This window comes from Shewanella chilikensis (genome assembly GCF_037953065.1).
Classification (GTDB): domain Bacteria; phylum Pseudomonadota; class Gammaproteobacteria; order Enterobacterales; family Shewanellaceae; genus Shewanella; species Shewanella chilikensis.
Genome location: NZ_CP149966.1, coordinates 723,887 through 749,208, shown reverse-complemented (window position 1 = coordinate 749,208; position 25,322 = coordinate 723,887). Strand labels below are relative to the sequence as shown.

General features: G+C 52.4%; 22 protein-coding genes and 5 tRNA genes. 8 read left to right on the top strand and 19 right to left on the bottom strand.

Annotated features, from left to right (window positions below):
• Positions 1–198 precede the first annotated feature (198 nt).
• The 9 genes from hflC to WKR14_RS03500 form a co-directional block, all read right to left on the bottom strand.
• Positions 199–1,122 (bottom strand): protease modulator HflC, encoded by a 924-nt coding sequence (gene hflC / locus WKR14_RS03540; protein ID WP_039035516.1) that lies wholly within the window; start codon positions 1,120–1,122, stop codon positions 199–201.
• Positions 1,123–1,125: 3 nt separating this feature from the next.
• Complete coding sequence (gene hflK, locus WKR14_RS03535; protein ID WP_101057415.1) at positions 1,126–2,265, bottom strand: FtsH protease activity modulator HflK; 1,140 nt, start codon at positions 2,263–2,265, stop codon at positions 1,126–1,128.
• 35 nt (positions 2,266–2,300) lie between these two features.
• A complete protein-coding gene (hflX, locus tag WKR14_RS03530) occupies positions 2,301–3,608 on the bottom strand; it encodes a ribosome rescue GTPase HflX (RefSeq protein ID WP_335904041.1) in 1,308 nt (435 codons plus the stop codon).
• 20 nt (positions 3,609–3,628) lie between these two features.
• Positions 3,629–3,904, bottom strand: a complete 276-nt coding sequence (gene hfq / locus WKR14_RS03525) for an RNA chaperone Hfq (protein ID WP_039035513.1) — start codon at positions 3,902–3,904, stop codon at positions 3,629–3,631.
• Between the two features lie 86 nt (positions 3,905–3,990).
• Positions 3,991–4,917, bottom strand: a complete 927-nt coding sequence (miaA, locus tag WKR14_RS03520; RefSeq protein WP_101057410.1) for a tRNA (adenosine(37)-N6)-dimethylallyltransferase MiaA — start codon at positions 4,915–4,917, stop codon at positions 3,991–3,993.
• The gene (mutL, locus tag WKR14_RS03515) at positions 4,910–6,772 is read right to left on the bottom strand and encodes a DNA mismatch repair endonuclease MutL (protein WP_339087373.1); all 1,863 of its coding nucleotides are present in this window, start codon (positions 6,770–6,772) and stop codon (positions 4,910–4,912) included. The genes miaA and mutL overlap by 8 nt, the downstream gene beginning before the upstream one ends.
• A 7-nt stretch (positions 6,773–6,779) precedes the next feature.
• Positions 6,780–8,105, bottom strand: coding sequence for an N-acetylmuramoyl-L-alanine amidase (locus WKR14_RS03510; protein WP_165564476.1), 1,326 nt, complete (start codon positions 8,103–8,105; stop codon positions 6,780–6,782).
• Positions 8,092–8,574 carry a tRNA (adenosine(37)-N6)-threonylcarbamoyltransferase complex ATPase subunit type 1 TsaE gene (gene tsaE, locus WKR14_RS03505; protein ID WP_101057404.1) on the bottom strand — a complete coding sequence of 161 codons (483 nt, stop codon included), beginning with the start codon at positions 8,572–8,574 and terminating at the stop codon, positions 8,092–8,094. The genes WKR14_RS03510 and tsaE overlap by 14 nt, the downstream gene beginning before the upstream one ends.
• A 38-nt stretch (positions 8,575–8,612) precedes the next feature.
• The gene (locus tag WKR14_RS03500) at positions 8,613–10,097 is read right to left on the bottom strand and encodes an NAD(P)H-hydrate dehydratase (protein ID WP_208159624.1); all 1,485 of its coding nucleotides are present in this window, start codon (positions 10,095–10,097) and stop codon (positions 8,613–8,615) included.
• Positions 10,098–10,209: 112 nt separating this feature from the next.
• Between WKR14_RS03500 and WKR14_RS03495 the strand changes: the two genes are divergently transcribed.
• Positions 10,210–10,386, top strand: a complete 177-nt coding sequence (locus WKR14_RS03495) for a hypothetical protein (RefSeq protein ID WP_157822699.1) — start codon at positions 10,210–10,212, stop codon at positions 10,384–10,386.
• A 132-nt stretch (positions 10,387–10,518) separates the two neighbouring features.
• Here WKR14_RS03495 and WKR14_RS03490 read toward each other — a convergent pair whose 3' ends face one another.
• The 7 genes from WKR14_RS03490 to orn form a co-directional block, all read right to left on the bottom strand.
• Positions 10,519–10,974 carry a hypothetical protein gene (locus WKR14_RS03490; protein ID WP_039035507.1) on the bottom strand — a complete coding sequence of 152 codons (456 nt, stop codon included), beginning with the start codon at positions 10,972–10,974 and terminating at the stop codon, positions 10,519–10,521.
• 198 nt (positions 10,975–11,172) lie between these two features.
• Positions 11,173–11,248: transfer RNA gene (locus WKR14_RS03485), tRNA-Gly, on the bottom strand.
• A 282-nt stretch (positions 11,249–11,530) separates the two neighbouring features.
• A tRNA-Gly gene (locus WKR14_RS03480) sits at positions 11,531–11,606 on the bottom strand.
• Positions 11,607–11,808: 202 nt separating this feature from the next.
• Positions 11,809–11,884, bottom strand: a tRNA-Gly gene (locus WKR14_RS03475).
• A 126-nt stretch (positions 11,885–12,010) separates the two neighbouring features.
• Positions 12,011–12,086: transfer RNA gene (locus WKR14_RS03470), tRNA-Gly, on the bottom strand.
• Between the two features lie 46 nt (positions 12,087–12,132).
• Positions 12,133–12,208 (bottom strand) — tRNA-Gly (locus WKR14_RS03465).
• Positions 12,209–12,414: 206 nt separating this feature from the next.
• Positions 12,415–12,960: an oligoribonuclease gene (orn, locus tag WKR14_RS03460; protein ID WP_025009371.1), complete on the bottom strand. Its 546-nt coding sequence runs from the start codon at positions 12,958–12,960 to the stop codon at positions 12,415–12,417.
• Between the two features lie 112 nt (positions 12,961–13,072).
• Here orn and rsgA point away from each other — a divergent pair, with 112 nt between their 5' ends.
• The 5 genes from rsgA (at position 13,073) to WKR14_RS03435 (ending at position 19,930) form a co-directional block, all read left to right on the top strand.
• A complete protein-coding gene (gene rsgA, locus WKR14_RS03455) occupies positions 13,073–14,137 on the top strand; it encodes a small ribosomal subunit biogenesis GTPase RsgA (protein ID WP_101054961.1) in 1,065 nt (354 codons plus the stop codon).
• A 31-nt stretch (positions 14,138–14,168) separates the two neighbouring features.
• On the top strand, positions 14,169–15,032 hold the full coding sequence (gene asd, locus WKR14_RS03450) for an archaetidylserine decarboxylase (protein WP_101054959.1): 864 nt from the start codon (positions 14,169–14,171) through the stop codon (positions 15,030–15,032).
• A gap of 2 nt (positions 15,033–15,034) precedes the next feature.
• The gene (locus WKR14_RS03445; RefSeq protein ID WP_404829456.1) at positions 15,035–15,925 is read left to right on the top strand and encodes a DMT family transporter; all 891 of its coding nucleotides are present in this window, start codon (positions 15,035–15,037) and stop codon (positions 15,923–15,925) included.
• A 75-nt stretch (positions 15,926–16,000) separates the two neighbouring features.
• The gene (locus tag WKR14_RS03440) at positions 16,001–19,204 is read left to right on the top strand and encodes a mechanosensitive ion channel domain-containing protein (RefSeq protein WP_339087371.1); all 3,204 of its coding nucleotides are present in this window, start codon (positions 16,001–16,003) and stop codon (positions 19,202–19,204) included.
• Positions 19,205–19,210: 6 nt separating this feature from the next.
• Positions 19,211–19,930: a glycerophosphodiester phosphodiesterase gene (locus tag WKR14_RS03435; protein WP_101054953.1), complete on the top strand. Its 720-nt coding sequence runs from the start codon at positions 19,211–19,213 to the stop codon at positions 19,928–19,930.
• 36 nt (positions 19,931–19,966) lie between these two features.
• Here the strand turns inward: WKR14_RS03435 and WKR14_RS03430 are convergent, their stop codons facing one another.
• Complete coding sequence (locus WKR14_RS03430) at positions 19,967–20,299, bottom strand: DUF3392 domain-containing protein (RefSeq protein ID WP_339087370.1); 333 nt, start codon at positions 20,297–20,299, stop codon at positions 19,967–19,969.
• A gap of 48 nt (positions 20,300–20,347) precedes the next feature.
• Between WKR14_RS03430 and WKR14_RS03425 the strand changes: the two genes are divergently transcribed.
• Together WKR14_RS03425 and WKR14_RS03420 are read left to right on the top strand one after the other, a co-directional pair.
• On the top strand, positions 20,348–21,274 hold the full coding sequence (locus WKR14_RS03425) for a D-2-hydroxyacid dehydrogenase (RefSeq protein ID WP_339087369.1): 927 nt from the start codon (positions 20,348–20,350) through the stop codon (positions 21,272–21,274).
• Between the two features lie 291 nt (positions 21,275–21,565).
• A complete protein-coding gene (locus WKR14_RS03420; protein WP_025009364.1) occupies positions 21,566–21,757 on the top strand; it encodes a bacterioferritin-associated ferredoxin in 192 nt (63 codons plus the stop codon).
• 92 nt (positions 21,758–21,849) lie between these two features.
• Here WKR14_RS03420 and parC read toward each other — a convergent pair whose 3' ends face one another.
• Both parC and WKR14_RS03410 read right to left on the bottom strand, forming a co-directional pair.
• Positions 21,850–24,117: a DNA topoisomerase IV subunit A gene (gene parC, locus WKR14_RS03415; protein WP_339087368.1), complete on the bottom strand. Its 2,268-nt coding sequence runs from the start codon at positions 24,115–24,117 to the stop codon at positions 21,850–21,852.
• The gene (locus WKR14_RS03410) at positions 24,117–25,292 is read right to left on the bottom strand and encodes a PQQ-dependent sugar dehydrogenase (RefSeq protein WP_101054969.1); all 1,176 of its coding nucleotides are present in this window, start codon (positions 25,290–25,292) and stop codon (positions 24,117–24,119) included. Before WKR14_RS03410 ends, parC begins: the two co-directional genes overlap by 1 nt.
• Positions 25,293–25,322 lie beyond the last annotated feature (30 nt).

Below are 25,322 nucleotides of genomic sequence, written 5' to 3'. Positions count from 1 at the left end.
TAAAAAAACAGCGGATTTAGGCTGCAAAACACCAGCATCTCGAAAGTAATTTAACTAAAGCTAAATCATAACCATTTGACTATTAACAATATATTCTTGGTTTACACATTAATACTTATAATTCTGTGACTTTCGCATCAAGCTGAGAAAAAGATAAAAAAAGACCCGGAACCAGTCCGGGTCTTTCAAGCAACACTGTTACTTGCCTTTTTGCTTCATGTATTTGAAGAATTCGCTGTCCGGCTCCAGCACCATAATGTCTGATTTACCGGCAAAACTAGCCTTATAGGCTTCCAGGCTGCGCAGGAAACTAAAGAACTCAGGATCCTTGGTATAAGCATCAGCGTAAATCTTGGCGGCAATGGCGTCACCTTCACCACGAATGTTTTCCGCTTCACGACGAGCATTGGCCAGAGTCACAACAACGTTGGCGTCGGTCATGGCGCGAATTCTCTCGGCCGCTTCCTTACCTTCAGCCCTGTGTTTTTTGGCTACCGCCTGACGCTCGGCACGCATCCGTTGGAAGATACTGTGGCTGACGTTGGATGGCAGGTTTATCTGTTTCACCCTGACATCGACCACTTCTATACCCAGACCTTCGGCACTCTTGGCAGCATTTTCCAGAGTAATACGCATCAGGTCATCACGGCTACTGCTCTCGGCCAAGTTTGTGCTGCCTTCGCTGGTGCCGGAAACAATCTGCTTGATGGTCAGTTTACCGAACTCGGTACGCAGGTCACTGTTGATCTTGCGCTGCAGCAACGACTCTGCCTTGGACTTGTTGCCACCTTCTGTTGCCAGATAGTATTTTTCAAAGTCCTTGATACGCCACTTGACATAAGAATCCACCATCAGGTCTTTCTTCTCAGAGGTCACAAAGCGGTCGGCGGCGCCATCCAGGGTCTGGATACGGGCATCCATATAACGGACTTTGTCGATCAGCGGGATCTTAACGTTGAGACCCGGGCCATAAACTCGGGGCACCATCTTACCGTCAACATTGTCTTTCAACACTTCACCAAAGCGGGAAACTATAGCTCGTTCCCCTTCATTGACTACCATCAATGAAGACACACCAACAATCGCCAGCAGGGCAATAATAATGAGTACAAATCTGCTCATGGTTTACTCCCTCCCCTGACGGATACGCTCTTCGCGGGACATGCGTCCGTTGAAGCTGCTGTTATTGGTATTTCTTTGGCTGCTGACGGCATCCACATGCTGCTCGGGTTCCTGCTCCGCTTTAGGTTTAGGCTTATCTTCCTGAGACATCAGCTTATCCAGCGGCAGATACATCAGGTTGCCGTTATTTTTGGCATCTATCAGTACCTTGTTGGTATCACTGAACACCTGCTGCATTGCATCGATATAGAGACGATCACGAGTAACCTCTGGGGCCAGCTTATATTCAGGCAGCAGCTTGTTGAACTTGGCTACAGCACCTTCTGCATCCTGAACAACACGCTCTTTATAAGCGCGGGCATCCTGGCTGATACGTTCCACCTGACCACGGGCCTTAGGTTCGATTTCCAGCTGATAAGCTTCGGCCTGACGGATATAGGTGTGCTCGTCTTCCTGTGCTGAAATTGCGTCATCAAAGGCATCTTTCACTTCTTCCGGCGGTCTGGCCGGCAGGAAGTTAACGTCTTCAATCTGCAATCCCAGATTGTAAGGTGCAATGATACGTTCAATCTCGGCGCGGGTGTCATCACGTACCTTGGCACGCCCGGTTGTCAAAATATCATTCATCTTTGAATGACCTATGACATAACGCAACGCACTGTCGGTGGCTTCACGCAGGCTCGAGTTAGCATCAACGGCACTAAACAGATACTGGTAGGCATCTTTCACCTTATACTGCACATCAAGCTCGACCACGACCATATTTTCATCGGCGGTCAGCATGCTGCCTGAAGCGGGAATAGAGCGCACCGATGCAACATCTACCGGTAAAACCGTATCGATAAAGGTGGCTTTCCAGTGTAAGCCAGGACCAACTTCGCCGACGTGTTCACCGAAACGCAGCACTACGCCCTGCTCCGCTTCCTTGATAGTGTAGAAACCGGAAAAACCCCATACTGCCAGGGCAATACCTGCAACTATGGCCAGTGTTCCCATGCTGAAGCCTGAACCACCGTTGCCCTTGCCGCCAAAGCGTTTGGCCAGATTGCGAAATACATCGTCCAGATCCGGTGGCCCCTTGTCGTTGCCACCTTTGTTTCCCCAAGGATCATTACCCTTGTTACCGGGCTCGTTCCAAGCCATTTAACTCTCCATAAGTGGATGAATAAACGAGATTATTAACAAACTACTTTATCAATCTCGGGTTCGAGGATAAAGGTTTCCAACTCACCTTGACTCTGCTTAACCAGCCGATGCCAGTCCGGCTGTGGTAAACGAATAGACAAGATACAGTTCCCCAGGTCGTCATACTCTTTCTGCTGTATCGCATCCAGTCGATAAAACTGGCCAAGATAATGCCCGGCTGTTGCCGGTATTCTCAAGCTAAGCTCAACTATGGTAGCTGCGGTCAGTTGATCCACCGCCTGCTTGAGAAGATCCAACCCCAACCCTTGTTGTGCCGAGATCCACACTCTGTATGGTCGGCCTTCAGGGTCGAAATCTATTTTGGGGCCTATCTCTTCCAACAGATCTATCTTGTTGCAGACCAGAAGCTGCGGAATATCATCGGCCTCAATCTCTTTGAGCACTTCTTGCACCTGCTCAAAGTTGTCATTCATATTGTCGTCGGCGCAGTCCACCACATGCAGCAGGAGATCGGCCTGACGGGTTTCCTGTAATGTCGCCTTAAACGCCGCTACCAGTTCATGGGGCAAATGACGAATAAACCCCACAGTGTCGGCTAAAAAGACGGCGCCGTTGTCCAACTCCAGCTTACGAAGCGTTGGATCCAGAGTCGCAAACAACTGATCGGCGGCATACACCTCAGATGTTGTCAAAGCGTTGAATAGAGTGGACTTACCTGCGTTGGTATAACCAACCAGTGACACAGTAGCCAGGTCGCTTCGCTTCCTGGCACGACGGCTTTGTTCCCGCTGTTTGTCCACTTTCTCCAAACGGCGATTGATGGACTTGATCCGCCCCCGCAGCAATCGCCGGTCAGTTTCCAGCTGGGTTTCACCGGGGCCGCGCAAACCTATCCCGCCCTTTTGGCGTTCAAGGTGAGTCCAGCCCCGCACCAGGCGAGTCGACATGTGGCGCAACTGCGCTAGCTCCACCTGTAACTTGCCCTCATGGGTACGGGCCCGCTGAGCAAAAATATCGAGAATAAGTGTGGTTCTATCCAACACCCGGCATTGGCACAGAATTTCAAGATTTCTTTCCTGTGCAGGACTCAATGCGTGGTTGAAAATCACCACATTTGCCTCGGTCGCAGCTACCAAAGCTGCCAGTTCTTCCGCCTTTCCTGTCCCCAAGAAAAACTTGCGGTCAGGCGCCCGACGGCTTCCTGTTATCACCCCTACCGAACGCGCCCCGGCCGACTCGACCAAGAGTTGCAATTCAAGAAGGTCTTCCCGACTGTCTTCATCGGAAAAGTCGATATGAACAAGTACTGCAGTTTCTCCCGCCTCATAGCGATCAAACAAGAAGTGAACTCCTTAACTTATTACTGTTCGCTGCTATCATCGTGCTGCGAGTTATAGTTCTGCTGACCACCGCCCTGATGATTGCTCACATTAAATGGACGAGAAGGCACAACAGTTGAAATGGCATGCTTATATACCATCTGGCTAACCGTGTTTTTCAGCAAGATAACGAACTGGTCAAAAGATTCCACCTGTCCCTGCAACTTGATACCGTTGACCAGGTAGATGGAAACAGGAACGCGCTCACGGCGTAGTGCGTTCAGGAATGGGTCTTGTAAAGATTGCCCCTTAGCCATGTTTTTATTTCCTTTTTTTAATTTATATAGTACTAACAAAAAGCTTTCTTGTTCGGTTTGAGTATTATACAGCTAGGGCTATTAAGCTAGCGGCAGTAACGCATAAGCTGAACTAAATTCCCTTGCGCCCCACTCTCCAGCCAATTCAACTCCGGCCATCCTCGCAACCATGTTAATTGACGCTTTGCCAATTGCCTAGTAGCAGCGACGGCTTTTTCGACCATAGTATCATGGTCAAATTCACCCTCAAGATATTGCCAACACTGGCGATATCCAACACAGCGCATCGAGGGCATATCCAGGTGCAGATCCCCCCTTTGCTTCAGCTTGGCCACTTCATCGCTGAATCCGGCCTGCAGCATCTGCATAAATCTTGTCTCTATCAGCCCATGCAGCGTTTTACGCTCCTGTGGCGCAATGGCAAACTGCACCACATCATAGGGAAGCTCAGGCGATTTTTCCTGAGTCAATTCGGTCAAACTCTTACCGCTGATACGATACACCTCCAGTGCCCGTCCGAGACGTTGTGGGTCATTGGGGTGAATGCGTGCGGCCGAAACCGGATCGATCCGTGCCAATTCCTGATGCAGCACTTGCCAGCCCAATTGCTCGGCTTCTTGCTGTATCTGGGCCCTTATCGCCTCATCGGCACTGGGAAGTGGCGATAAACCTTCCAATAATGCTTTAAAATACAACATGGTACCACCCACTAACAGCGGAGTTTTTCCCATATTGACGATCTGCTCAATCTCTCGCAGACAATCGCTGCGAAAATCGGCAGCGGAATAACTTTCGCTGGGATCGCGGATATCTATCAGCCTATGTGGCCCGCGAGCTAGCTCTTCCGCACTGGGTTTGGCGGTACCTATATCCATTCCACGATAGATAAGTGCCGAATCTACCGAGATAATCTCGCAGTTATGATGTTCGGCGAGCTCTAGCGCCAACGCTGTTTTTCCTGAGGCTGTGGGCCCCATTAATGTCAGCACTCTTGGCTGTTTCGCCTTACTCACTGCCTTCTTCTTCCAACCATTGCTGCCAAGGCAATACCTTAGCCAGCTGTAAAATTTCTTGTCGAGCTTGCTCGTCCAACGCCGAGATCCCCTGCCATATCAATGGCGCCGAGACAAAACTGCCAAGGCTGCTCTGCGCCAGCCAATTGGCCAAGGCCGCTTCCTGTGGCTGCTCAAATCTGAGCCATTGCAGCAGCTCGGGGATCAAGCTAGCCAGTTGCGTGTCCCTCAGATATGGGGGCACTTTTTTGATTATCAACTGCGAATGACGAATACTGAGATCCAGCCCCAATTGCCTCAGCAAAGTCTCCCTTTCCTCCAGCAATGCCTGCCATTCCGGATCGGCGTCCACAGCAACCGGCATCAGCAATGGCTGACCGGTCAACCCGGTAGGAAAGCGGGCGATAATCTCAATATATCTCAATCGCTTGGCAGCAGCTTTCACCTTGAGCAGTTTAAGCTGCTCATTTTCGACCAACACCCAATGTTCACCATCCAGCAGAGGCGGCATCACAGTCACATTGGCTTCAGGACTGGTTTCATTGACCACGCTCGGCGTCGCCAACAAGGCACCATAACTACTGATGGCCGACTTGGACGGGGCTGCAACCCCCTGACGGGAACCGGCAGCAGAATATGAACCCAATGCCTTGCCGCTTAAAGGAGCTCTGTCGCTATATTGGCTTTGATATCCAGCACTGCCGCCGCTTGACTCAGGCTCGCGAAAACGCGGCTCGGCACGGCTGCCATCAGTCGCTCCACCTTGGTTGAAGCTTGTAGCAGCGGCGTCTGAACCCACATCAATGAGCGCAGCATAATCTGTTTGGCTTAAATGCGGATTAACGTCATCGACCGGCAGTTGCTGTGCTTGCTGCAGGGCTGAGCTCAAGGCCTGCAGAATATAATCGTGCACATATCTGGCCTGATGGAAACGCACCTCATGCTTGGCCGGGTGCACATTGACATCTACCTGATGGGGATCCAGCTCCAGCATCAGCACATAGCCGGGTTGTTCCAATTCGGCCAAACCGGCAAAGGCCTGCCTGACCGCATGATTCACCAAACGGTCCCTGATCAAACGACCATTGACATAAAAATAGTGAGTATCACAGGGATCAACTTGCCAGGGGGACTGCAGGTAGCCACTGAGGCGCATATCGTCATGCTGACATTCCACCTTCAATGCTTGCTCAGCAAACGGCCGACCACAGACCTGAGCCAGCCGTTGCAGATATTGGGCTTCATTGTCTGCCGGACGATAATTGCGGACCTGTTTGCCATTGTGTTTCAGCGTCAGGTGGATTTCCGGCCTGGCCAGCGCAATCCGTTTCAGCCACTCATCGATATGGGTGAATTCTGTCTTGTCACTCTTGAGGAAACGTCTGCGCGCCGGGGTATTGAAGAAGAGATCGACCACTTCAATACTGGTGCCCACTGGATGAGCCGCAGGCAGTATCTTGACCCCCATATCCGCGCCTTCGGCGTAAGCAAGCCAGGCCTCGGATTGTTCGGCCGTGCGAGATGTCAGGGTCAGGCGGGAAACAGAACTGATACTGGCCAGCGCCTCACCTCTAAAACCAAAGCTGAGAATGGCTTCAAGATCGTCCAGTGTATGCACCTTGGACGTAGCGTGACGAGACAGCGCCAGTGCCAGTTCATCCTTGCCAATACCGCCGCCATTGTCCTGAATTCGAATAAGCTTGGCGCCGCCCTTATCGATTTCGATATCGACTCGGGTTGCACCGGCATCCAGGCTGTTTTCCACCAGCTCCTTCACGACGGAGGCCGGCCTCTCTACCACTTCGCCCGCCGCAATCTGGTTGGCCAGTTGTGGGGGTAATATCTGAATTGCCATCTCTTCCTCAGGCTCTGGGGATAACCAGTTGCTGACCTATACGGACTACATCCGATTTCAGGTTATTGGCTTTCTTGATATCGGCCACCGACACTTCATAACGATTGGCGATTACCGACAGAGATTCACCTCTGACAACCTTGTGTTTAATAGCGCCCTGCTTGGCCAGCATGGTTCCGGCCGGCGGATTGGCTTCAAAATACTTGAGTACACCTTTATGAATCGCCTTGGCCAGTTTGTCCTGATGGTTGGCATTACTGAGCAGCCTCTCTTCCTGTGGGTTGGAGATAAAACCAGTCTCCACCAAAATGGACGGGATATCAGGCGATTTGAGCACCGCCAGACTCGCCGACTCGGGCTTGTGCTTGTGCAGTTTGGTCACCTTGCCCAAACCAGAAAGAATATCGCTGGCCACTGTGTGACTCATCGCCATAGATCTATCCATCGACATATCCAGCAAGGTCATCGCCAGATACTGCTCATTGTCGGTATTTTGAATAATCTCACCGGCACCACCGAGCAGCTCTGAGTGTTTCTCTTTCTGCTCCAGCCAGCGGCCAATTTCGGTATTGGCCCGTCGCATGGAGAGCACCCACACAGAGGCGCCTCTGGGCTGAGGTGAAGTAAAGGCATCGGCGTGGATAGAGATCAGCAAATCGGCCTTACTCTGACGCGCCAGTTCCGAGCGACGGTTCAGGTTAACAAAATAGTCGCCGGTACGGATCATCACGGCTTTAAGTCCGGGAGTCGCATTAATTTTCTTTTCCACTCGCTTGGCAATCGCCAATGACACCTTCTTCTCGTACAAACCGGAAGGCCCGATAGATCCAGGGTCATCACCACCATGGCCGGCATCTATAGCAATAATTACATCCCGCACCGCTTCAGTGGCTGTCGGGGTCACCCTGGCTTTGGCCGAAGTGCTCTTGTCATCAAGGTCCACCACCAAACGGTTGCCGTATGGTGCAGTTGGCGGCAGAGAGAACAGATTAGCCTTGGCAGCCCGTTTGAGATCTATGACTAGCCGCAGCGTGCCTTTCTCCGGCGGTTGGCTCAAACGCACCTTTTTGACCAAGGGGCTGTTGTTTTCAACTTTTTCCAGCTTGACGCCATTGGTGCTCTTTTTCAGATCCACCACAAGTCTGTCAGGGTTGCTCAGCGTGAAATAGCTGTAGTCAGGAGCTTGGCTTAAGTCAAAAACCACCCGGGTCGACTCGGGCGCCGCCCAAATACGCACTCCGTCGAGTTTATTGGCCGCCCAAATCGGCGCCGCCACCACCCAACAGATAACAAAAAAAGTCAGTTTAAATAAGATGTTATTAGTCTTTACCATTGTTTGTTATTTTTCTTAATAGCACCTTACCCTTGTCGGAATCGGCTTGCAGAGAAATTTCGCGACCAGTATTAGCATATTTGATATGCAGATGTATATCGGCAGCAGGCAAGCATCCCATTCCCTGTTCCGGCCATTCAATAATGCAAAGGCTGCGGTCGTTGAAGTAATCCCGGATCCCCATAAACTCCAGCTCTTCAGGATCGCTGAGTCGATAAAGGTCGAAATGATATACTTCGATTCCTTCAAGCTCATAAGGTTCCACGAGTGTATAGGTCGGACTCTTAACCGCACCTTGATGACCCAAGGCCTGAATTAAGCCACGGCTGAAAGTCGTTTTGCCGGCACCAAGTTCTCCGGTCAGATAAATGGTCAACGGCGCACTGATCAAGGCCGCCAATTGTCGCCCGAAGGCGACAGTTTGAGTCTCATCTGCCAATTGCAGAGTCAAGCTGTGTTCGATAGTCATTTAAGTGTGGATCCACGCCTTACATTGGCCCGTTAAGCTTACAAGTCAGTGTTTACCAGATGGCGGATCCAGGGCATAAGATCGCTGGCAAGCATGCCTCTCTCCCCGTTACGGGCAGCAAGGTCGGCTGCGCCGCCGTGAACTATCACCCCTGCCACAGTCGCGCGGGTGTTGTCCAGTCCCTGAGCCATCAGCGCGCCGATTATACCAGATAACACGTCGCCGCACCCACCGCTGGCGAGCCCGGGATTCCCCACAGGGGCAACAAATAGCTGTTTACCATCATAAATGAGAGTGCCTGCACCCTTGAGCAGTACCACACCGCCATATTGAGCTTGCAGTTTTCTGACCGCTGCAAACCTGTCGGCTTCGACATCAGCAATATCCGTTGCCAGCAACCTGGCGGCTTCCCCCGGATGGGGGGTCAGAACCCGATTCTCCTGGGAGCGTTTTTCCTGGCTCAAGAGATTGAGCGCATCGGCATCCAGCACACAGGGCTTATCGCTCAGACTGACCGCCTTGAACAGATTATATCCCCAGTCGGCGCGGCCAAGCCCTGGCCCCAACACCAGTACCTGTGCCCAGCCAAGGCGCAGATAAACTTCCATATCCACCAATTCACAGCCCCAGAACATAAGTTCCGGCCTGTTGGCATTGACCGTGAGCTGATGCTCCGGCCGGCTCACCACAGTCACCAAACCGGCGCCAGCCCTGAGACAAGCTTCGCCCGCCAACCTGACAGCCCCACCCATGCCATAATCGCCGCCTATGACGGTAACCTTGCCCGATTTACCCTTGTGACTGTCCCTGGGGCGGGCATCGAAAAGCCCTTTGAGGTACTCAGTGCCGACTCTGACTACATCTGAAGGCGGCAAGTAATCACTTAGTCCCAAGTCAACAAAATGCAGTTCGCCGCAGCAATGCCTGGCCCTGCCGGTCAAGAGTCCTTGCTTCAAAGCCGCAAAGCAGAGTGTCTGCTCGGCTTCGACTGCCGCCCCAAGAGCTGCGCCGGTATCGGCATCTATGCCGGAAGGCAAATCCAGACTCAGCACCCTGGCCCTTGCCGTATTTATCTGGGCTATCATGCCAGCGGCTTCCGGCCGCACATCACCCTTGAGGCCGGTTCCCAACAGACCGTCCACTATCCAATCGTATTCAGCGGCGGTTATCTCTGATACCTGAGCCAGTTCCGGCGCGGATTGCTGTAACTTATTCCAGGCTTGCCCCCACTCAGTGCTGGGCTGACTGGCGGGGAAGATAAACAAGCTGGCGTTGAAACCCGAGTTCAATAACCAACGCAAACAAACCAAGGCATCGGCACCGTTGTTTCCCTGCCCGGCAATGACCAGCACCCGGCTGTCCGGGGCCAGTTTGACCGCCAATGCCTCAAAAGCAGCTTTTCCGGCCCGCTCGACCAACTCATAGAGACTGCCCTGCTCAGCCGCCACCCAGTCCAACTCGGCCTGGCGTACAGCCTTGGCGCTATACAGCTGACGGGGCATATCTGACAAATCCTGGGCCATATCGATTCTCCTATCTCCTGACTGACAGATACTGATGACTTGTTAACTCGAAAAAATCCGCTCGTTCACTAAACTTATGCTGTGGCAAAGGATGCCGGAAGGAAGCACAGGAATGATGCTACTGACACTGCTTATTTTAATACTCTGCGTATTACTGCTGGGATTACCCTTTAACTGGGTATTTCCCTGGTTCTGGCTCCTGGCTCTCTGCGCCTTATTGGTCGCCATCGGCATCTTTCGGGCGCTGACGCTACCGATAAAAAATCAGCATAAAGACTGTGATGATTGATAACACACTAGCAGTAAAGTCAGTGAGTATTTATGACTTGAATCAGAACAAGTTGATAAAAATGAAAAAGCCCGGTCTGGGCCGGGCAGAACTAACGGCAGACCCAAGCAGATCCGCCAAGTCTGGGAGAAGTTAAATATCGTCCATACGTATAGTACTGTGCACCAGTCGTTGCTGCTGGATCTTCTCGACCCGCACCAAGTCTTCCAATGCCCCTTTCACCTCGGCCGAAGCCGACGAACCGGCAGTTTTTTCCAGCAAGGCAATCAAGCGGTTTTCCAGATCCAGATGCAGATTCAGCACATCATCTTCTGTCATATTGGCCGCCAGCATGGTATCGCGGCAGCGCTTGCCGAAGTCCTCAAAGACAATGTCTTTGTACCAGGTATCGAGGATCTTGTTTGGCGCATCATCGATATAGTTTTCAAGAGTTTCAGCAATATGTTTCTGATGCTGTTCAAAATATTCCAGCATTAGTTTGACCCTGGATGAGTCGGCCTGAGTGTGTAATCTATGATAGAGCTGAGCCATATCAAGACGACATTTCGCTATAAATTCAAGGAGTTCACGTAACTGTTGAATACGCATCTGCCTATCTCCATTCTTCTGCCGTCAACGGCACAATTCAATTCGGTATGAAGACATTATGGAAGTAAAAAAGGTGGGAATATTTGAACAAGGTCATAAATCAGTGCTTACAAATGTCGCTACATTAGACAAAACGCAAGAAACCTGCGGCAGATCACGAAAAGCACTTTTTAAGGATTTTGAGGGGGAAATAAAGATTGGAGCGACATATCGGGTTCGAACCGATGACCTGTACCTTGGCAAGGTACCGCTCTACCAACTGAGCTAATGTCGCATTGCTTATTTGCTTCATCATCCGAGTTGACAATCAACAAAGGTACCGACCTTCTGCTTTATCAACTGAGCTAATGTCGCATTGCTTATTTGCTTCATCATCCGAGTTGACAATCAACAAAGGTACCGACCTGCTGTTTTATCAACTGAGCTAATGTCGCATTGCTTATCTGCTTCATCATCTAAATTGACAATCAACAAAGGTTCCGACCTTCTGTTTTATCAACTGAGCTAATGTCGCATCGCTTAAGTCCACATTTAAAGACAGTGGGCATCTGGAATTTGGAGCGACATATCGGGTTCGAACCGATGACCTGTACCTTGGCAAGGTACCGCTCTACCAACTGAGCTAATGTCGCATCACTTGTTTGCTTCATCATCCGAGCTGACAATCAACAAAGGTACCGACCTTCTGTTTTATCAACTGAGCTAATGTCGCATCACTTATCTGCTTCATCATCTAAATTGACAATCAGCAAAGGTTCCGACCTTCTGCTTTATCAACTGAGCTAATGTCGCATCACTTAAGTCCACATTTAAAGACAGTGGGCGTCTGGAATTTGGAGCGACATATCGGGTTCGAACCGATGACCTGTACCTTGGCAAGGTACCGCTCTACCAACTGAGCTAATGTCGCATCACTTGTTTGCTTCATCATCCAAGCTGACAATCAACAAAGGTACCGACCTGCTGTTTTATCAACTGAGCAAATGTCGCATTGCAATAATGCTTCCACATTTAAAGACCGTGGGCGTCTGGAATTTGGAGCGACATATCGGGTTCGAACCGATGACCTGTACCTTGGCAAGGTACCGCTCTACCAACTGAGCTAATGTCGCATTGCAATAATGCATCCACATTTAAAGACAGTGGGTGTCTGGAATTTGGAGCGACATATCGGGTTCGAACCGATGACCTGTACCTTGGCAAGGTACCGCTCTACCAACTGAGCTAATGTCGCATCACTTATCAGCTTCATCATCTAAATTGACAATCAACAAAGGTACCGACCTTCTGTTTTATCAACTGAGCTAATGTCGCATCAAACTGTAAACTCTTACCACTTTACCTACTCACACTGGTTACCGCCAGCGGAAAGGTGAGGCCGCATTATATGGAAATTTCCATCTGCTGCAACCCCCTGAAACAGATTTATCGTCCGATCGCTCAAATTTTAAATACTCGCTCACGATAGAACTTCAGCTCGGCGATCGACTCTTGAATATCCATCAACGCTTGGTGAGTATTTTGCTTTTTGAAATCCTTCATGATTTCCGGCTGCCAACGCTTGGTCAGTTCCTTAACCGTACTGACATCGATATTGCGGTAGTGGAAGTAATCTTCCAGCTCACGCATATACTTGTTCAGAAAGCGTCTGTCCTGGCCAACACTGTTGCCACACATGGGAGACACACCTTTAGGCACGTACTGGCTCAAAAAAGCTATGGTCTCGGCTATGGCGTCAGCCTCTGTGTGTTTGGAGGCCTTTACCCGCTCAATCAACCCGGAAGCGCCGTGATGCTGTTGATTCCAATCATCCATGGCAGCCAACACTTCGTCACTCTGATGAATTGCTATCACAGGCCCTTCGCCGATAATGTTAAGCTCTTTGTCTGTAACCAAGGTGGCTATTTCCAATACCCTATCGGTTTCAGGCTCCAGCCCGGACATCTCGAGATCGATCCAAATCAGGTTATTTGCATCCGCAACCATAGCTCAGCCCACCGTTCCAGTTCGCCTAAATTCAGGCTTTTTTATTTAAGAGCGTGTATCATACTGCTTTTTGCCAAGACACAAAATCACCTTATACCGCGAAGAGCTGCCTGTGAGTAAAAAGAAACCATTGAGCCATGGCCAACTGCGCCGTATGAAAGCCAATCATCAGAAGCGTCTGCAACGTGGGAAAAACGCTGCTGAGGCTGCTCCTGAAATACAAGATAGCTCACTCGGCCCCGAGCTGGAGGCCACGGTTATTTCCCGTTTCGGCCAGCATGCCGATATTGAAACCCATGATGGCCAACTGGTTCGTTGTAATCTTCGCCGCACCATAGGCAGCCTGGTTACCGGCGATAAAGTGGTGGTACGTCTGGCGACCGATCCGCAAACTACCGTCGCCGGTGTGGTTGAAGCCGTCCACCCGCGTAGCTCGTCACTGACTCGGCCCGACCTCTATGATGGCGTTAAAGTCATTGCCGCCAATATAGATCAAATTTTTATAGTTTCATCTGTGCTGCCCAGCTTTACCACCCAGATTATTGACCGCTATCTGGTGGCGGCTGAAGACACAGAAATCCCGCCGGTGATCATTCTCAACAAGGTCGACTTGCTGGACGAGACTCAGGCCATTGAAGTGGAAACCGCCCTTGCCCGGTACCGCGCCATTGGCTACCCGGTCTATAAAGTCAGCAGTAAAACCGCTGAAGGGATAGAGCAACTGAAAACCCTGTTGCAAGGCAAAACCAGTGTATTCGCCGGGCAATCCGGGGTAGGTAAATCATCTCTTATCAATGCCCTGCTACCACAGGCGCAGTTACAAACCGGAGAAGTCTCGGAAAACTCAGGCCTAGGTCAGCACACCACCACCACGGCCAAACTGCTTCACCTGCCCAGCGGCGGCGATCTGATTGACTCACCCGGGGTTCGCGAATTTGCCCTCTGGCACTTACCTGCCGACCGTGTCGGCTGGTGCTTCGTGGAGTTCCGGGATTTTCTCGGCGGCTGTAAATTCCGCGACTGCAAACATCTGGACGATCCCGGCTGTGCATTGCGTAAAGCGGTAGAGGAAGGCAAAATTGCCGAAGACAGATTCAACAATTATCACAGAATTATCTCCAGTCTGGATGAACAGCGTCACGCCCGCCACTTCCGCGCCGGCATGGACGACATTTAAGCTGGCAAAGCCCATTTGAAGGAAGCAAAAATTGGATAAAGTGAAGATTGCACTGCAGTACATGCTGCCCAAACACCTGTTGTCCCGCCTGGTAGGGAAACTGGCAGCGGCCGAAGCCGGCAAGCTGACCACCTGGGCTATTCGCTGGTTTATCAAACAGTACAAGATAGATATGTCAGAAGCGGCCCAAAGCGAGCCTGAAGCTTACAAGAGCTTCAACGCTTTTTTCACCCGCGCCCTTAAAGACGGCGCACGCCCTCTGTATCAGGACTCAGAATATATAGTGCACCCGGTCGATGGCGCCGTGAGTCAGTGTGGTCCCATTGAAGACGGCCGTATTTTTCAGGCCAAAGGCCACCACTATTCGGCTCTGACCCTGCTGGGGAATCAAGCCAAAGACGCCGAACGCTTCGAAGATGGTGACTTTGCTACCATTTATTTGGCGCCCAAGGACTATCACAGAATCCATATGCCCATCAAAGGCACTCTGTCGAAAATGACTTATGTGCCCGGCGAACTCTTCTCGGTTAACCCGTTGACCGCCCGCAATGTACCTGGACTGTTTGCCCGGAACGAGCGAGTGGTCGCCATATTCGAAACCGAGATTGGCCCCCTGGCCATGGTATTGGTCGGCGCAACCATAGTGGCCAGCATAGAAACCGTTTGGGCCGGTACTGTCACGCCGCCGACAGGCAAACGCGTGTTTACCTGGGAATACCCCACCACAGGGCCGGATGCCATCACATTGGAGAAAGGTGCCGAGATGGGCCGCTTCAAATTGGGCAGCACTGTAGTCATGCTGTTTGCCAAGGACGCCCTGGATGAATTTGCCGATGGTGTTGAGCCAGGTGCCGTAACCCGTATGGGTGCACCTTTTGCCAAAATAGAGGACTGAACTTGTCTGCCAAGGGGCAAGCACGTACAGGCCTGACAGAACTGCATCTGGCGGTACTCCTGTTCGGGGGGACCGCCCTGTTCTCCCGGCTTATTCCCTTGAGCGCCCTCAATATCACTCTGCTGCGCTGCGTTATCGCCGCCATAGTTCTGGCGCTGCTGGTTAAACTCAGCCGTCAGCGCCTGCGCTTGCTGCGCGGCAAAGATTACCTTATTGCCCTGTTACTTGGGGTGATTGTCAGCCTCCATTGGGTGACCTACTTTGCGGCGATGCAACTCTCCTCTGTCGCCATCGGCATGATAGCCTTTTTCACCTATCCCGTGATGACAGTGCTGGTCGAACCCTGGTTTACCGGCAGTCGCTTGCACCTCAGAGATCTTGTCAGCGGTTTGGCAGTACTGCTGGGGGTGATTCTGCTGATCCCCGAGCCGTCATTGGGCAACGACGTTACCCTTGGGATCCTGGTTGGGATTATTTCCGCCATCTTGTTCACCGCCCGCAACCTGTTGCACAAACGCTACTTCACCGCCTACAGCGGCCAGCAGGCGATGTTTTACCAAACAGCGGTGGCCGTGCTGGTGTTGGCCCCCTGGCACAGTCTTGATGCCGGAGACATCAGCAACCAAACCTGGGGATTGCTGCTGCTTTTGGGAGTCGTCTTTACCGCGGCGCCCCATGCCTTGTTTACTTCGGCACTCAGATACTTGAGCGCCAAAACTGTCGGTTTAGTCTCCTGCTTACAACCCTTCTATGGCGCCATGCTCGCCTGGTTGCTACTGGATGAATCGCTGACGCTAACAACCGCTATCGGTGGCACTCTGGTGGTAGCTACCGCCTTGTTTGAAACATCACAGAGTCACAAATCACAAGCCCCGAAAAAGAACCTTGGCTGACATATCAAAACCCGCTTAACTTAGCTAAGATGAGCTGTCGATTAACTCTTTGAATTTAACTCTTTGAATTTAACTATGGTTCGAGCCTGCCTTCTGCTGTTTTGTCTTTTTATCGCCTCCGCCCAGGCCAACTCGCCACTGGGGTTGGATAAACGTCTGGGTCTTAACCAACAAAACACTGAAACCCTGTCGCAGGAGCAACAACTGGCGCAGCTGGAAAAGAGCATTCAGCAGCTTGCCGACACCAACCGCAGTTATCAGGAACTGCAACTTAATTTCGAAAGCCGGCGCCAACATCTTTATGATCTGCTGCAGGAAGCCGCCGCACCACTTAAGCCCGAACGCCATCAGGATCTGGATCAGCAGGCCTCCATGGCCTACCTGCGCCTTTCCGAACTGAAAGAGAGTGAAACCAGCCTAAGCCAGGCTAACAGCGCCATGCTCAAACGCCACAGCGAATTACCTGCTGAAATAGTCAAAATCAGACAGGCGCTGCTGCAACAGCAAAAGGCCCAGGCAGTGGCCACTGACAATGCCGCCAAAGTGCTGCAACAGGCGCAGCTGTTATTGCTGGAGCAACAGCTCACCACGCTGGAAAGCGAACTGGCAATCAGCCAACAAAAGCGCGAACTGCATCAGTTACAACTGCAACTGGTACGCAAGCAGTTGCAGCAACAAGAGCTGCTTATCGAACAGCTTAACCGCGCCATTACCGATGCCAGGCAGCAGCAGGTCAATGCCACACTGGCCGAAACCCTCAATGCCGAGGCTAATGGCCGCGATCGCCTGACCACAGAGCTGAGTCTGGCCAACCAAAAATATGGTCAGCAGTTGCAGCAATTGACTGAGCAGACGGCGCAGACCATAGCCCTGCAGGAACAGGCGGAGAAGCAGGATCAGTCCCACAGCAAGCAACTGGACAACATCAAGGAGCAAATAAGCTGGGTCAAGATGAACCCGGTTTTCGGTGAGCGCTTTTTGCAAATACTGCAGTCACTGCCAAAGCCCCCCAACCAAGAGCACCTGCAGACCCAGATAGCCGATGCCAGACTCAATCGCTATCAGATTGAGCAGCAGTTTGCCGCCAATGAGCAACTGCTAACGACCCAGGCCTACAACAATGAATCTCAGTTGCGGCTGCTTGAATCACAACAGGCCTTGCTGAATCAGTTATTGAAAGGCTATGACACTTATCTCAGTGAACTGGCCAAGCTCAAGAGCAAGTATGAGCTGCTCACCGACAGTTATCAGCGGCTCAAATCCACCCTCAATGAACACCTGTTCTGGGTACCCAATGCCTACAGCATCAGCAAGCTGTGGTTGACGGATCTGCAACGCTCCAGTCTCTGGCTCTGGCAACAAACCGACCTACCGGAAATAAAGCAGGGGCTGACCGAACTGAGTCCATACTGGTCCTGGTGGATCATCCTGGCGGTGTTGTGTCTGGTAGCACAGGATATTCTCACCCCCAGATTCAAGACCATGATGCGCGAATGTGAGGCGCCGGTCGGCAAGGTGACCCAGGATAAGTTCATCTACACCATCCAAGCGCTGCTAATCAGCGCCGGTTACAGCTTGTTCAAACCCTTTCCCATAGTGGCTGCCGGCTTGATTATGCTGCAGTCCGACAGTAACCTCATTCAAGCCATAGGTATGGGTGTACTGGCCATAGGCAGCCTGTACCAGCTCTATCGCTTCATCTATCTGCTGGCACTGGACAAGGGCCTGCTTATAGGCCATTTCAAACGGCCGCAAGAGGTGATCCGCCAGGGCCAGCAGCGTTTTCGCCGCTTTGTTATCATGACCATGCCCTTGGTGGGCGTCATGGGCTTTACCGAAATTCTCGACTCTTCTCTGGTGCGCAACAGCATAGGCCGTGGCGCCTTTATTCTGTTCTGTATCATGCTGTTTATGCTCTATCGAGACGTACTGACTCTGTCCCGTCGCTATCGTGAAAGCCATCTGGACGACAAGAATAAGCGCCTGCTGCAAAAGCTATTGTGGCTACTGCTGTTGCTGGTGCCCCCCCTGAGTGCCGTGTTGGCATTCAGAGGCTACTACTTCACCGCCTTCCAGATGCTGCTGCAGCTGCAGCTTTCTTTACTGCTGGGACTCGGCTTTCTGTTGCTGTACCAGTTGCTGAAACGCTGGATGTTGATTGAAAGGCGCCGCATCGCCTTCGATCGCGCCAAGGCCCGCCGGGCCGAGCGTCTGGCGCAGCGGGAAAAAGGTGATACCTCATCAAGCAACAACGATCATCAGGACACCTATGAAGAGCCGGTTGTCGATTTGGAAACCATGTCCAGCCAATCACTGGGGTTGGTGAGATCCCTGCTGCTGCTGGCGTTTCTCGCCTGCCTGGTCGGCCTGTGGACCCAAACTCATACCGCCCTATTCAGCTTCCTCGATGGCATTACTCTTTGGACTACAACGACTACCGGAATAGGCGGAGTCGAGCAACCGCTGCCCATCACCATGAAATCACTGGTATTTGGTGCCATTGTGGTCGGTTTTTCCATGATGATAGCCACCAACCTGCCCGGCTTGTTGGAGCTGACGATACTGCAAAAACTGGATCTCTCCCCGGGAACCGGCTTTGCCATCACCACAGTGACCCGTTACCTGGTGGTCTTTATCGGTATCGTCATCGGCTTCGCCACCCTGGGGATGGAGTGGTCCAAGCTGCAATGGTTGATTGCAGCGCTGACTCTGGGTCTGGGTTTTGGTCTGCAGGAGATTTTCGCCAACTTTATCTCGGGCCTTATCATACTGTTTGAAAAGCCGGTGCGGATCGGCGATACCGTCACTATTCGCGACCTTACAGGTACGGTATCCAAGATCAAAATCCGCGCGACCACCATCATAGATTGGGACAGAAAAGAAATTATCATCCCCAACAAGGCCTTTATCACAGAGCAGCTAATTAACTGGTCGCTGTCTGATCCCATTACCCGGGTGATCATCTATGTTTCGGTCGCCAGGGATTCAGATCCCGCTAGAGTGGAGGCCGCGCTCTACCAGGCGGTGAAAGAGTGTGAGAACGCACTGGAGACCCCTGAGCCGGAAGTCTGGTTTGCCGGTTTCGGCAAACACACTCAGGACTATGAAGTCAGGGCTTATGCCAAAGATATGTCTTCCCGCTGGCCGCTGCGCCACGATCTGCACAAGCGGATCAGCAAGAAGCTCAAGGAGAACCAGCTGGAGCTGGCTTACCCTCAGCTCGAAGTGCATATCAGCAACACGCACAACAAAGACACCAGCGGTATTATCAGAGGTTAATCGCAGATGTTGATTTTCGCGCACCGTGGCGCCAGTGGTTATGCGCCGGAAAACACCCTTAAGGCGATGGCGCTGGCACTAGAGCTTGGATGTGAGGCAGTTGAGCTGGATGTACATCATGCCGATGGTGAGCTCTGGGTCTTCCATGACCGCCGCCTGAGCCCCAAGAGCAACGGCAAAGGGCTGCTCGCGCAGCAAAGCAGCAGCTATCTACGGCAGCTTAGGGTCGAGGGAGAACCTATCCCTACCCTGCGCCAGGTACTTGAGCTTATCGAGGGTCGCATGACGGTCAACATAGAGCTCAAGGGAGTGGGTTGCGTCGAGCCTTTTATCCAGCAATACCCTCAGCTACTGCAACTCGGCTACCAGCCAGAGCAGCTGCTGGTGTCTTCATTCAATCATCTCTGGCTCAAACAGGTAAAACAGCAGTTGCCCGACGTACCGGTAGCGCCACTGCTCGAGGGGATAGCGCTCAACCAAGCCGCCGTGGTCAGTGAGCTCAAGGCCTGGTCACTGCATCTGGATATCAGCTTTATCAACCGTGAACTGGTAGCCGATGCTCATCAGCGCGGCGCCAAAGTGTATGTCTATACCGTAGATGATGCCGATGATATCAGGGCGCTGGCAGCGCTGGGGGTAGATGGTATTTTTGCCAACTATCCAGACAAAGCCGCCGCCGCATTGACTCAGGAGTCACAAACCGACTACCGCCACTGGTTTGAGTGAATGATCATTCGTTTGAATGCTCTCTGATTAGCGTGTTCAACTCTGGTTATTGCGCTGGGCCCAGCCGCCGACAAAGATAAAAGTGGCGCTGACCAAGAGTAAAGTCCACAGCGCCGGTAGGTGCACCAGCTGCCTGGCGAGCCAGGGGCTAAGAGCCACTATCAGCATGCCGTAACCAAAGGCGTTGACCAAAATAAAGATCAGCGTGCGCAGTACAAAGTTGCGTGCCCCGAGCTTACGGCGCAGAAAACGGTTGAAGTCGGCACCGAACACCAAAATGACGCAGGCAACCATGGCGGTAGCTATCTCATTGAGCCAGGGATAGAGCTGACTGCCCAGCTGGGTCAGCAGTTGCGTAACTGAATCCATTAAAATATAAAATCCATAAAAATAACGAAAACAACAAGGACTGATACTATGGCATACAAGCTGCTGTTACTCACCCGGGAAAATGCTGAATATCGACAGTTGTTGTCAGAAAAATCACTTCCTGGCCTTACTATCCTGGGCGATGACCCGGCCAATATCGCCAGTGCCGATATCTGGCTGGCTGAACCGGCTCTGGCCCAACCGCTGCTGAGTCACGGCAAGAGTCTCAGTTGGCTACAATCAACTTTCGCCGGTGTCGATAAACTGCTTGGCGCTAAAACCAGGAAAGACTACCTGCTGACCAATGTGAAGGGTATCTTCGGCCCCTTGATGAGTGAATATGTGTTCGGTTATCTGCTCGCCGAAGTTCGCCAACATGCGCTGTATCATCACCAGCAACAGGAGAAATACTGGCACCCAGGTCCCCTGGCCACCCTGCAGGGGATGAAGATGCTGATCCTGGGCACGGGTTCCATCGGCGAGCACCTGGCCGCCAGCGCCAAACACTTCAAAATGCAGGTCTGGGGCATGAACCGCAGCCAAAGGGCCGTCGCGGGCTTTGATTGCATCATCAGCCCGGCCCAGCTCGATGAGCTTTTGCCCCAGGCCGATGTGGTCGTCAACACTCTGCCGAGCACTCAGGAGAGCCGAGGTTTGCTGAGCAAAGAAAGACTGGCACTACTCAAAGACAGCGCGATACTGTTCAACATAGGCCGCGGCGACGCCCTAGATCTCGATGCCCTGGTGGTCGAACTCGGCCGCAGAAACCGGCTCAAAGCCGTGCTGGATGTGTTTGCCCAGGAGCCGCTGTCACCGCTGCACCCCATCTGGGATTGCCCCAATGCGGTAATCACTCCCCATATTTCGGCGCCCAGCTTCCCGTCTCAGGTGGTCGATATCTTCGCCCGCAACTATCACCACTATCTCAATGCCGAATCACTGGAGAATCTGGTGTACTTCGACCGCGGTTACTAATCCTTCCTCTAGCGCGCCCACTCCTCCGGGCGCGGTGCTATTTGCTAACTAAAGACCTAAGGAAGTTCTTGCAAAGGACTAGAGTCATTTGCAAGAACCACGCCTTGCATCCAAGCCCGTAAGCCGACGCAGAGCACACATGAGACTTGTTCGCACCATCCCTAATAACCAACTCAAGGGTGATCTACTCTAAAATATATCCAAGCGTTATTAGTATTGATAACGGTTTTCATTTAGAATTGCGTATTGAAAAATAACGTCCACTTACCAGCAGTAACCGGAGCCCGATAAATGTACGTTTGTCTGTGTCATGCAATTACGGATACCCAGATAAAGCAGGCAGTCAGCCAGGGAGATGTTAGCCTCAGCGAGGTGAAAAAACGCCTCGGGGTGGGTGATCAATGCGGTAAGTGTGTACGGATGGCGACGCAAATCATCCAAAACCAGCTGGATCTTGAGCCCAATTATTACGAAGTCGCCTGATATATCAGGTAAAAAACAAAAGCCGCATCATGATGCGGCTTTTGTGATTTTTGGGCCGGATTACTTTTGAGCCGGACTACTTTTGGGCCAGGCTACAGCGCCGGCTCCTCCACACTGACTTCGACACTGTCGACCCTTTGCAGCCCTCTTGGCAGCTTGGCGCCACGACGGCCACGCTCACCACGATAATGCTCCAGATCGCTGCTCTTTAGTGTCAGCTTACGCTTACCGGCCCAGAGGGTGACATTGGCGCCTTCCGGCACCAGGTAAAGGTGAGTCACCAACTCTTCACGGTTTTTCGCCCGCTCCGATGGGATGCCGATAATCTTATTGCCCTTGCCCTTGGCCAACTGCGGCAGCGCCTCCATGGAGAACATCAGCATCCGCCCTTCATTGGTAATGGCCAGAATCGAACTGGGTCTGGACTTGTCCAGTTTACGTGGCGTTAAAGCCTTGGCATTGGCCGGCAGCGTCAGCAAAGCCTTACCCGCCTTGTTGCGCGACACCATGTCCTTAAAGGCGCAGATAAAGCCGTAACCGGCATCACTCGCCAGCAAGAAGCAGTTATCATCATCCCCGAGCAATACATGCTCCATGCTCTCCCCTGGGGCCAGATTGAATCTGGTGGTAATAGGTTCCCCTTGGCTACGGGCCGAAGGCAGAGTATGGGTATCCGTGGCGAAGGCGCGCCCGGCGCTGTCAATAAACACAGATTGCTGATTGCTGCGGCCGGCCGCGGCGCAGAGGAAACTGTCACCAGCCTTGTAGGACAAGCCGGCGGCGTCGATATCATGGCCCTTGGCACAGCGCACCCAACCCTTTTCAGACAACACCACAGTCACGGGCTCGGTTGGCACCAACTCCTGCTCCGACAACGCTCTGGATTCGCTTCTCACCACCAGTGGCGAGCGGCGGTCATCACCATAGGTTTCCGCATCTGCCTGCAGTTCTTTCTTGATCAAGGTCTTCAGGCGGCGTTCCGAACTGAGCAGCAGTTGCAGCTTTTCCCGCTCGGCTTCGAGCTCATCCTGCTCACCACGGATCTTCATCTCTTCCAGCTTGGCCAGATGGCGCAGCTTGAGCTCCAGAATCGCTTCGGCTTGCTTGTCTGTCAGCCCAAAGCGGCGCATCAGTTCGGCCTTGGGTTCATCGTGAAAGCGGATGATCTCTATCACCTCATCGATATTGAGGAAGGCGATCATCAAGGCTTCAAGAATATGCAACCTGGCCAGGACTTTATCCAGACGGAATTCCAGACGGCGGCGCACGGTATGAATTCGAAACTCCAGCCACTCACTCAAGAGTTGCTTGAGCCCCTTGACCTGAGGCCTGCCATCGAGGCCGAGCACATTGAGGTTGACCCTGTAACTCTTCTCCAGATCTGTAGTGGCAAACAGGTGCGCCATCATCTGTTCGATATCGACCCGGTTGGATCTCGGCACTATCACCAAGCGCACCGGACTTTCATGGTCCGATTCATCGCGCAAGTCTGTCACCATGGGCAGCTTCTTGGCCTGCATCTGCGCCGCCAACTGCTCGAGGATCTTGCTGGAGCTGGCCTGGTGCGGCAAAGCCGTTATCACCACTTCACCGTTTTCCACTGTGTAAACCGCACGGGCCTTGATTGAGCCGCGGCCCGATTCATAGACCTTGGCGATTTCGGCGCTCGGGGTAATGATCTCGGCAGCTGTCGGATAATCAGGCCCGGGCACGAATTCCATCAGCCGCGGCAAATCGGCCTTGGGATTATCCAGCAGCTCGATACAGGCGCTGGCCAACTCGCGGGCATTATGGGGCGGAATATCCGTGGCCATACCCACTGCGATACCGGTAATACCGTTGAGCAAAATATGCGGCAGTCTGGCCGGCAGCACCAAGGGCTCTTTCAGGGTGCCATCGAAGTTGACTCCCCAGTCCACTGTTCCTTGACCTAGCTCGCTGAGCAGTACCTCGGAAAACTTGGATAGCCTGGCTTCGGTATAACGCATGGCCGCAAACGACTTGGGATCGTCCGGAGCCCCCCAGTTACCCTGACCATCCACCAAGGGATAGCGATAGGTAAAGGGCTGCGCCATCAGTACCATGGCTTTGTAACAGGCGCTGTCACCGTGCGGGTGATACTTACCCAGCACGTCACCCACGGTACGGGCCGACTTCTTGTATTTGGCCGCCGCCGATAATCCCAGCTCGCTCATGGCGTAAACAATTCGCCGTTGCACCGGCTTGAGGCCATCGCCAATATGAGGCAAGGCCCGATCCATGATCACATACATGGAATAGTTGAGATATGCCTCTTCAGTGAAGCGCCTGAGCGGCATCTGCTCCACGCCATCCAGGCTCAAGGCTATCGCATCACTCATTATTCATTTTCCTGTTCAGGTTTCGGCGCATAGTCCGACTCAGATTCAGCATCTTCTGCACCAGTGTCTTTGTAGTACAGGCGGTAGATGTTTCCCTTCAGATCATCCGAAATATAGACGGCGCCATCCGGGGCCATCGCCAGTGAATGGGGCCTGGCCACCGGAAACTCACCATCGAGAAAACTCACCAGGGTGCGGCGATTGCTCACCTTGCGGCCATCAGTTTCCAACACCACTATCTGGTATCCCACCTTACTGGAACGGTTCCAGGAGCCGTTCTCTGCCAATAAAATCTGGTTGTGATATTCGGCGGGAAACTGGCTTCCCCGATAAAACAGCATCCCCATAGGAGACACATGCGCCGGCAGTTCATAGACTGGCTTGGTAATATTCAGGCTCTTGGGCTCTTCATAGGCAGGTTCCTGCACATCTTTGCCATGCACATAAGGGAAACCATAATGCGCCCCGGCAACATCGACCCGGTTGATTTCATCCGGTGGCAGATTATCCCCCATCCAGTCGCGGCTCATATCGGCAAACCAAAGACGGCTATCCAGTGGCGACCAGTCAAAGCCTATGACATTGCGTATTCCGAGCGCTATCTGCTGACTACTGCCGGAGTTCACATCCACGGCAATGATGCTGCCAAAAGGAGCGCTGGGCTCACACACATTGCAGGGAGCGCTGATAGCAATATAGAGCCTGCCATCCGGACCAAAGCGCATGGCTCTGGCACTCTTTCTGCCGTTGCCCGGAAGTTGATCATAGACTTCCCGTGCCCGCGGAGGACGTCTGAGCCTGGGCTCTATATCCTGGTACACCACGACTCTGTCTTCCAAAGCGACATAGAGATCGCCCTTATGGAAGGCCAGCGCCTCCGGGTAATCCAGGCCCTTGGCTATCAGGTAACGCTTATCGACCCGGCCATCACTGTTACTGTCGACCAAAGCGTGAATCGTGCCGCTCTTGTGAGAACCAACAAACAGGGTACCTTCATCTCCTACTGCCATCTGCTTGGCATCGCCAACATCTGTGGCATAGAGAGAAACACCAAAGCCTTTGGTCACGGTAATGATCATCGACTGAGATGCATTGGCCGCCGCACTCAGCAACGCCGCTCCCAGCAGGAGCAAGCCTCCGCCGGTCGCGATACCGACTCTGTTATTCAGGTTCATCATATCCTTGCCTTTAAGTTTTATAGTTAT